This window comes from Chromobacterium vaccinii, assembly GCF_000971335.1.
In the GTDB taxonomy this organism is placed as follows: domain Bacteria; phylum Pseudomonadota; class Gammaproteobacteria; order Burkholderiales; family Chromobacteriaceae; genus Chromobacterium; species Chromobacterium vaccinii.
On sequence record NZ_JZJL01000094.1, the window covers coordinates 1 to 6569 of the forward strand.

Below are 6569 nucleotides of genomic sequence, written 5' to 3' on the forward strand. Positions count from 1 at the left end.
GCTGCGCCAGGCGGGGACGGAACTGGGCGTATCGCTGCGGCTGCGGGCCCTGGCCGACGGCCAGGCCCGTTCGCTGCCGTTGAACGGCCGCCGGGTGGCGGAAGCGGAAGTCCGCTGGCGCGCGGAGTACGACCGCGCGGCGCTGCTGGCCAGCGCCGACCGGCTGCAGTCGTCCGCGCTGGACGGCGCGCGCCGGCTGGGGCCGGATGTCGGAGCGGCGATGGCCGGTTTTCTCGCGGCGCTGGACGCGCCGGTTTCGGAAGGGAGGCAGTGATGAGCGACAGCGCGCAATACAGCGACGACTTCCTGGCCGACATGGCGCCGACGCTGGCGGAGCAGTACCGCCGCTGGTATCCGTGGTGCCGCGAAACGGTGCTGGCGACGATAGACCGGCTGGCGAGCCGAAACTATCTGGAGGCCGCGCTGGGCGCGCGGCTGTCCGAACCCATGCTGCAGGCGGTGAAGGATGCTTGGCTCGACCCCTACCGTTCCTACCACAACCGGATGGGCAAGATGCTGCGCCCCTTCCTGGTGTGCAGCGTGATGCAGGCTTTCGAGCGCGATCCGCGGCGGACGCCGGTGGTGGTGGCGATCGCCGAGATCATCCATGCCGCCTCGCTGGTGCTGGACGACGTCGCCGACGATTCGCCGCTGCGCCGCGGCGGGCCGACCGCGCATCGCCAGGTCGGGGTCCGCGTCGCCGGGGCCGCCGGCTCCGCCTGGCTGAACGCCTGCTTCCAGCTGCTGGCCGCCGACGATTCCGGCCTGGAGCCGGAGCAGGCGCAACGGCTGGCCGACGAGATCGCCTGGGAGCACTGGGTGACCGGCGTGGGCACCACGATAGACACCACCTGGCCGTGGATGGGGCGGCTGGACGGCACGCCGGCGCAGTATCTGCAGTCGGTGGTGCACCGTTCGACCTCCTATACCTACAGGTTGCCGCTGAAGCTGGGGGCGATCGCCGCCGGCGCGTCGCCGCAGCAGACCGCGCAGTTCGCCGCGCTGGGAGAGGAGCTGGGCATCGCCTTCCAGATCATCGACGACATCCTCAATGTGCAGCCGGGCGACGACAAGTGGGGCAAGGCGCTGGCCGAGGACATCACCCAGGGCAAGATCAATCTGCAGGTGCTGCTGGCGCTGGAGCGGCTGGGCTCTACCGAGCGGGCCAGGCTGGTCGAAATCCTGCAGAGCCGCACCGCCGATCCGCAGACGCTGGCCGAGGCGGTGGCGCTGATGGCGGGCTCCGGCGCTTTCGACGCCGCGCGCGACATCGCCCAGGGCTATATCGACAGCACCCAGGCCATTGTCGCCGGCATGGATTTCCTCAATCCGGTCGACCGCGAACGCTTCTCCGCCTTCGTCGACTACGTGATCCACCGCAATCGCTGAACGGTATGGGCCCGCAATGGCGGGCATCGCCCGCGGCCGCGCAAAGGAAATGACAAATGAATTTAAAGGATCGGGGATTGCAGGGGACGGTGTTGCTGACCGGCGCCACCGGCGGCTTGGGCGGGGAATTGCTGCCCAGGCTGCTGCGCCGCCACCCGGCTTGCCAGGTGGCGGCGTTGGTGCGCGGCGACACGCCGCAGCAGGCGGCCGGCAGGCTGGGCGAGGCGATGGATTACGGCGGCCTGTCGCCCGCGGAGCGGGCCAGGGTGTTGCTATGCCATGGCGACGTCTCTGAGCCCCGGTTCGGCCTGGCCGAGCCGGCCTGGCGCGAGCTGGCGGCGCGGACCCGCCGCGTGTTCCACCTGGCGGCCAGCGTGGATTTCGACCTGCCGCTGGACGCGTCGCGCGCGGCCAATGTCGACAGCACCCGCGCGGTGTTGGCGTTCGCCGAAGAGGCGATGCGCGCCTCGGCCGATTTCCGGCTCAACTACGTGTCCACCGCCTACGTGTCCGGGTGGCGGAGCGGGCGGCTGGGCGAGGAGGAGCTCGACCAGGGGCAGGCTTTTTGCAACGGCTACGAGCAGTCCAAATTCGAGGCGGAGCAATTGGTCTGGCAGGCGAGCGGGTGGCTGCCGCTGACCGTCTATCGGCCCAGCCAGATCATCGGCGAGTCGCGCGCCGGGCGCATACGCAAGTTCTTCGGTTACTACGAATTCCTCAAGCTGGCCGAGCGCGGCCGCATGCCGGTGCTGCCGGCGAACGCCGGGGCCCGGCCCGATCTGGTGCCGGCGGATTACGTGTGCGAGGCGATGCTGCACCTGGACGCGTCCGCCCATGCCGTCGGGCGCTGCTATCACCTGACCGCCGGTCTGGCCAACAGTCCGGATTTCGAGCGCATCTTCGGTCTGATGTACCAGGAGCTGGCCGAGCGCCGGCCGGATGGCAATGGCAGGGCGCCGGCCAGGCCGAGGATGTTCCGCCCGGAGGATCTGGAGGCGATGGCATCGCCGGAAGAGCTGCGCCGTTTCCACTTGAGCCCGCTGAAGCTGCTGTTGCGCACCTACCGCGCCTACCTGGCCGAGGAGCGCGATTTCGATTGCGCGGCCACGCAGGCGGAGCTGGCCGCCGCCGGCATCGCGTTGCCGGATGTCGAGGCCGCGCTGCGGCTGAGCACCCGCTACGCGCTGGACGCCCGTTTCAGCCAGCGCGCGAGAGGCGGCGCGTTCGAGCGGCAGCCGGCCTGATCACAAACCTAGCTGGAGCAGACAACGATGAAACGCGAATTGCTGGCCATACTCCGCTGTCCCCATTGCCGCGGCGAACTGCATGTGGCCGGAAGCGGGGAGCAGGAGGGAGAGTTCGAGGACGGCGAACTCAGCTGCGTCGGCTGCCGCCGCCATTACCCGGTGGTGCAGGGCGTGCCGCGCCTCTTGTTGCAGGACGGCCTGGTGGCCAGGACCCGCAGCGGCTTCACCTACCAGTGGAACAAGCGGCAAACCGGCCGCGCCGAGCGCCGCGCGGTGGTGTACGGCTACGAGATAGGCAAGTTCATGGACTGGTTCGTCGGCGAGTTCACGCCCGGCCTGTCCGCGCGCGCGTCCGGAGCCTGGCTGCTGGACGCCGGCTGCGGCAGCGGCGAGAAGGCGCGCGAGCTGGCGCGGCGTTTTCCGCAGCACCAGGTGGTGGCGATAGATCAGTCCAACGCCATCGCCCGCGCCGCCTGGGAAAACCGCGATCTGCCCAATCTGCATTTCGTCCAGGCCAACGTCTGGTTCCCGCCGTTCGCCAATCACAGCCTGCAGTTCGCGATGAGCATAGGCGTGCTGCACCACACGCCGGACACGCTGCGCGCCTTCCGCGCGATCGGCGCGCTGGTGGCGCCGGGCGGCGACTTCATGACCTGGCTGTATCCGCTGCCGGAGGAGGACAGCTTCTGGGCCGGGCTGTACCGCCAGCGCGACAGCCATTTCCTCAAGCTGGGTCACCGGCTGCCGCACTGGATGACGATCGCGCTGTGCCACGCCTATATCGCCGTCTTCTTCCCGCTGGTGCTGCGCTTCCTCAAAGCCCAGTACCGGGTGAACAAGGACCGCTTTCCCATCTATCCGGACCGGCCGACGCTGGGCGAGCTGTACCGCAGCTCGGTGTTCCTGTCCTTCGACAACGTGATGCCGCCGCACCAGTTCCGCCACGGCAGGCCCGAGGTCCGCGGCTGGTACCGCCAGCACGGCTTCGGCGCGGTCAACGACCGCTACCCGGGCTTTTTCCACGCGATACGCGGCCACGCCGCCTGATTACCAACGGAGGAGACTGCAATGAACGACGCCACCGTCGCGCTCGAGGCCGCGCTGGAGGACAAGCTGCGCGACTTCCTGGTCCGGCTGCTGAAGCTGGACGAAGACCAGCCGCTGCCGGCCGACGCCGACCTGATCAACCAGATCGGCCTGGACTCCATCGAGGCCTTCGATGCCATCGCCACGCTGCACGAGTTGCTGGACGCGGTGATTCCCGAGAACTTCAACCCCAAGGTGGTCAACAGCATACGCACGCTGGCGCGCTACGTGCTGGACGCCTTCGGCGATGGCGCGGCCCGCCGCTTCATCGAGCTGGATCTGGAAGCGGTGACGGCCTTCGATGTCGAGGAGGACCTGTAGCCGTGGCGGCGCGGCAATTCTCCGGCGAGGAGCTGGCGGCGCTGCTGCCGCACGCCGGCGACGCCTTTTTCCTCAGCGACGCCGAGGTGGATGGCTGGAAGGCCAGCGGCGGCGCCAGCTGGCGGGCCGATCATCCCCACCTGCGCGGGCACTTTCCGGGTGAGCCCATCGTGCCCGGCGTCTACCTGCTGGAAGCGGCCGCGCAGCTGGCCGGGGTGGCGATACGCTGCGGCGCGGAAGGCTGGACGCCGGAAACGCTGGGCGTGCTGGCCGGGGTGCGCAAGTCCTATTTCCATCGTTTCGTCCGGCCGGACGAGCGGGTGGATTACGCGCTGGAGGTGAAGCCGACGCCGGGCAGCGCGATGTACGCGGTCAGCGGGCTGGGCGAGGTGGGCGGGGACAAGGTGCTGACCGTGGAATTGACGATAGCCGGCGTGCGGCGCTAGCGCGGCGGCGGGAGGGGGCATGGACAAGCGAAGAGTGGTGATCACCGGCATCGGCGTGGTGTCGCCTTACGGCGCAGGTTTGCAGCGCTTCTGGCAGGCGCTGGCGGGCGCCGAGAGCGCGCGGCGGCCGATACAAGGCTTCGACGCCTCGGTTTACCGCAGCGCTCAGGGCGGCGAGGCGCCGGCGGAATTGCTGGAGGATGCCGGCGCGCGCGCGCGCTGCGGCGACCCGGGCGAGGACAGCGCCTACTTTCTGGAGCTGGCCGCCGCCGAGGCGTTGCGGGACGCCGGCCTGGGGCCGGTATTCGATGACGCCGACCGCGTCGGCTGCGTGCTGGGCACGCTGTGCGCCGGCATGCGCAATATGCGCGAATACGGCGCCGCCTACGAGGCGGGGCGGCCGTCGCCGGTGGCGGCGGAAACGATACCGGCCCATTACCAGCTGGACTTCCTGGCGCGGCGGCACAATCTGACCGGACCATCGTCGCTGGTGTCCACCGCTTGCTCGTCCACCACCGACGCGCTGGGCTACGCCTTCGACCTGATACGCGGCGGCGAGTGCGACCGCTGCCTGTCCGGCGGCGGCGACGTGCTGGCGGAGATGATACACGCGGCCTTCAACGGCCTGTATTCGATCACCACGGGCGAACCCAGGCCGTTCGACAGCGAGCGCGATGGCTTCTTCATCGGCGAGGGCGCCGGCCTGTTCCACCTGGAAACGCTGGAGTCGGCCCGCGCGCGCGGCGCGCGCATCCATGCCGAGATCCTGGGCTACGGCCTGTCCAACACCGGCCACCACCTGACCGCCACCTCGGAAGACGGCGCCGGCGAGGCGCTGGCGATACGCCGCGCGCTGGACGACGCCGGCCTCGCGCCGGCGGACATCGACTACATCAATTGCCACGGCACCGGCACCCGCCACAATGACGCGTCCGAGATCCGCGCGATCAATCTGGTGTTCGGCGACGCCGCCGAGCGGCTTCACATCAGCTCCAACAAGGCCTCGATCGGACATTGCATGGGCGCGGCCGGCGCGCTGGAAGCGGCCGCCACGGTATTGGCGCTGGAAAGCGGTTTGATTCCGCCGACGCTGCACACCCGCGGCGACGAGGCGGAGCTGCGCAGCCGCCTGGTCGGGGCCGAGGCCAGGCCGGCTGCGCTGCGGCGGGCGCTGTCGCAATCGTTCGGCTTCGGCGGCGCCTGCTCCTGCATCGTGTTCGGCCATTACCGGGGGGATGGACATGCGTGAAGTGGCGATTACCGGCATCGGCGTGGTCGGTCCGCATGGCGTGGGGCTGGATGGCGCGTTCGACGGCCGCTTCGTGTTCTCCGCCTGGCCGGAGGCGGCGTCGCCGCCGCACGCCGAGTCCCTGATCGCCAGCGTCGGCGATTATCCGCGCACCCGCTATTTCAACGAGCGCGCGCTGCGGCTGATGGACAAGCCGATGATGCTGGCCAGCTTCGCCGCCGGATCGGCGCTGGAGGACGCGGGCTACGGCGACGGCGAGGCGCCGGAAGACTGCGCGACGCTGTTGGGCACCGCGCGCTCCGAGCAGACCTCGGTGCACAAGTTTTCGCTGCCGCTGCTGCAGGGGCGGCCGGAACGGATCAATCCGGCCGAATTCCCGCTGGTGGCGCGCAATATCGCCTGCGGCCAGATGGCGATCCGCTTCGGCCTGCGCGGCCCCAGCTCGGTGCTGGCTTCGGGGCCGCTGGCTTCGCTGCAGGCGGTGGCGCGCGCCGCCGGCCTGATCCGCTCAGGGCGAGCCCGGGTCGCGCTGGCGGGCGGCGTGGAGGCGTTGTCGCGCTTCGCCTTGCGTTTCTGCCGCGATTATTACGGCGACGCCGCGCTGGCCGGCAGGCCGGCCTTCTTCGGCGAACGGGGCGGCGGGCTGATCCCGTCCGAGGGCGCGTGCATGCTGGTGCTGGAAGACGCGGAGCACGCGGCGGCGCGCGGCGCGCGCGTCTACGCCAGGCTGGGCGGCTGGCATGCCGGCCGGCTGGGCCGGGGCGACGCGGTCCAATCGCTGCTGGACGGCTGGCGCCGCGCGGCCGACGCCGAGCCGGCCCTGCTGCTGCC

Annotated in this window: 8 protein-coding genes; all 8 read left to right on the top strand. The window is 70.2% G+C overall.

Annotated elements, in window-relative coordinates:
• Positions 1-274, top strand: a 274-nt coding sequence (locus tag VL52_RS25130; RefSeq protein ID WP_046159123.1) for a hypothetical protein, incomplete at its 5' end; no start/stop codon positions are given.
• Positions 274-1389 carry a polyprenyl synthetase family protein gene (locus VL52_RS22420; RefSeq protein ID WP_235429359.1) on the top strand — a complete coding sequence of 372 codons (1116 nt, stop codon included), beginning with the start codon at positions 274-276 and terminating at the stop codon, positions 1387-1389. The genes VL52_RS25130 and VL52_RS22420, both read left to right, overlap by 1 nt.
• A 56-nt stretch (positions 1390-1445) precedes the next feature.
• Positions 1446-2633: an SDR family oxidoreductase gene (locus tag VL52_RS22425; RefSeq protein ID WP_082113900.1), complete on the top strand. Its 1188-nt coding sequence runs from the start codon at positions 1446-1448 to the stop codon at positions 2631-2633.
• A 27-nt stretch (positions 2634-2660) separates the two neighbouring features.
• Positions 2661-3683: a methyltransferase domain-containing protein gene (locus VL52_RS22430; protein ID WP_046159125.1), complete on the top strand. Its 1023-nt coding sequence runs from the start codon at positions 2661-2663 to the stop codon at positions 3681-3683.
• 21 nt (positions 3684-3704) lie between these two features.
• The gene (locus VL52_RS24870) at positions 3705-4043 is read left to right on the top strand and encodes a phosphopantetheine-binding protein (protein WP_046159126.1); all 339 of its coding nucleotides are present in this window, start codon (positions 3705-3707) and stop codon (positions 4041-4043) included.
• A gap of 2 nt (positions 4044-4045) precedes the next feature.
• Positions 4046-4489 carry a 3-hydroxyacyl-ACP dehydratase FabZ family protein gene (locus VL52_RS24875; RefSeq protein ID WP_052729480.1) on the top strand — a complete coding sequence of 148 codons (444 nt, stop codon included), beginning with the start codon at positions 4046-4048 and terminating at the stop codon, positions 4487-4489.
• A 19-nt stretch (positions 4490-4508) separates the two neighbouring features.
• Positions 4509-5738: a beta-ketoacyl-[acyl-carrier-protein] synthase family protein gene (locus tag VL52_RS22445; protein WP_046159127.1), complete on the top strand. Its 1230-nt coding sequence runs from the start codon at positions 4509-4511 to the stop codon at positions 5736-5738.
• Positions 5731-6569 (top strand): beta-ketoacyl synthase N-terminal-like domain-containing protein (locus tag VL52_RS22450; protein WP_200896086.1); only part of this gene is annotated, 839 nt, incomplete at its 3' end. The genes VL52_RS22445 and VL52_RS22450, both read left to right, overlap by 8 nt.

Bases quoted from the DNA above. Each gene is read 5' to 3' on its own strand.
- VL52_RS22420 (WP_235429359.1), top strand. From the start codon at position 274: ATGAGCGACAGCGCGCAATACAGCGACGACTTCCTGGCCGACATGGCG.
- VL52_RS22425 (WP_082113900.1), top strand. From the start codon at position 1,446: ATGAATTTAAAGGATCGGGGATTGCAGGGGACGGTGTTGCTGACCGGC.
- VL52_RS22430 (WP_046159125.1), top strand. From the start codon at position 2,661: ATGAAACGCGAATTGCTGGCCATACTCCGCTGTCCCCATTGCCGCGGC.
- VL52_RS24870 (WP_046159126.1), top strand. From the start codon at position 3,705: ATGAACGACGCCACCGTCGCGCTCGAGGCCGCGCTGGAGGACAAGCTG.
- VL52_RS22445 (WP_046159127.1), top strand. From the start codon at position 4,509: ATGGACAAGCGAAGAGTGGTGATCACCGGCATCGGCGTGGTGTCGCCT.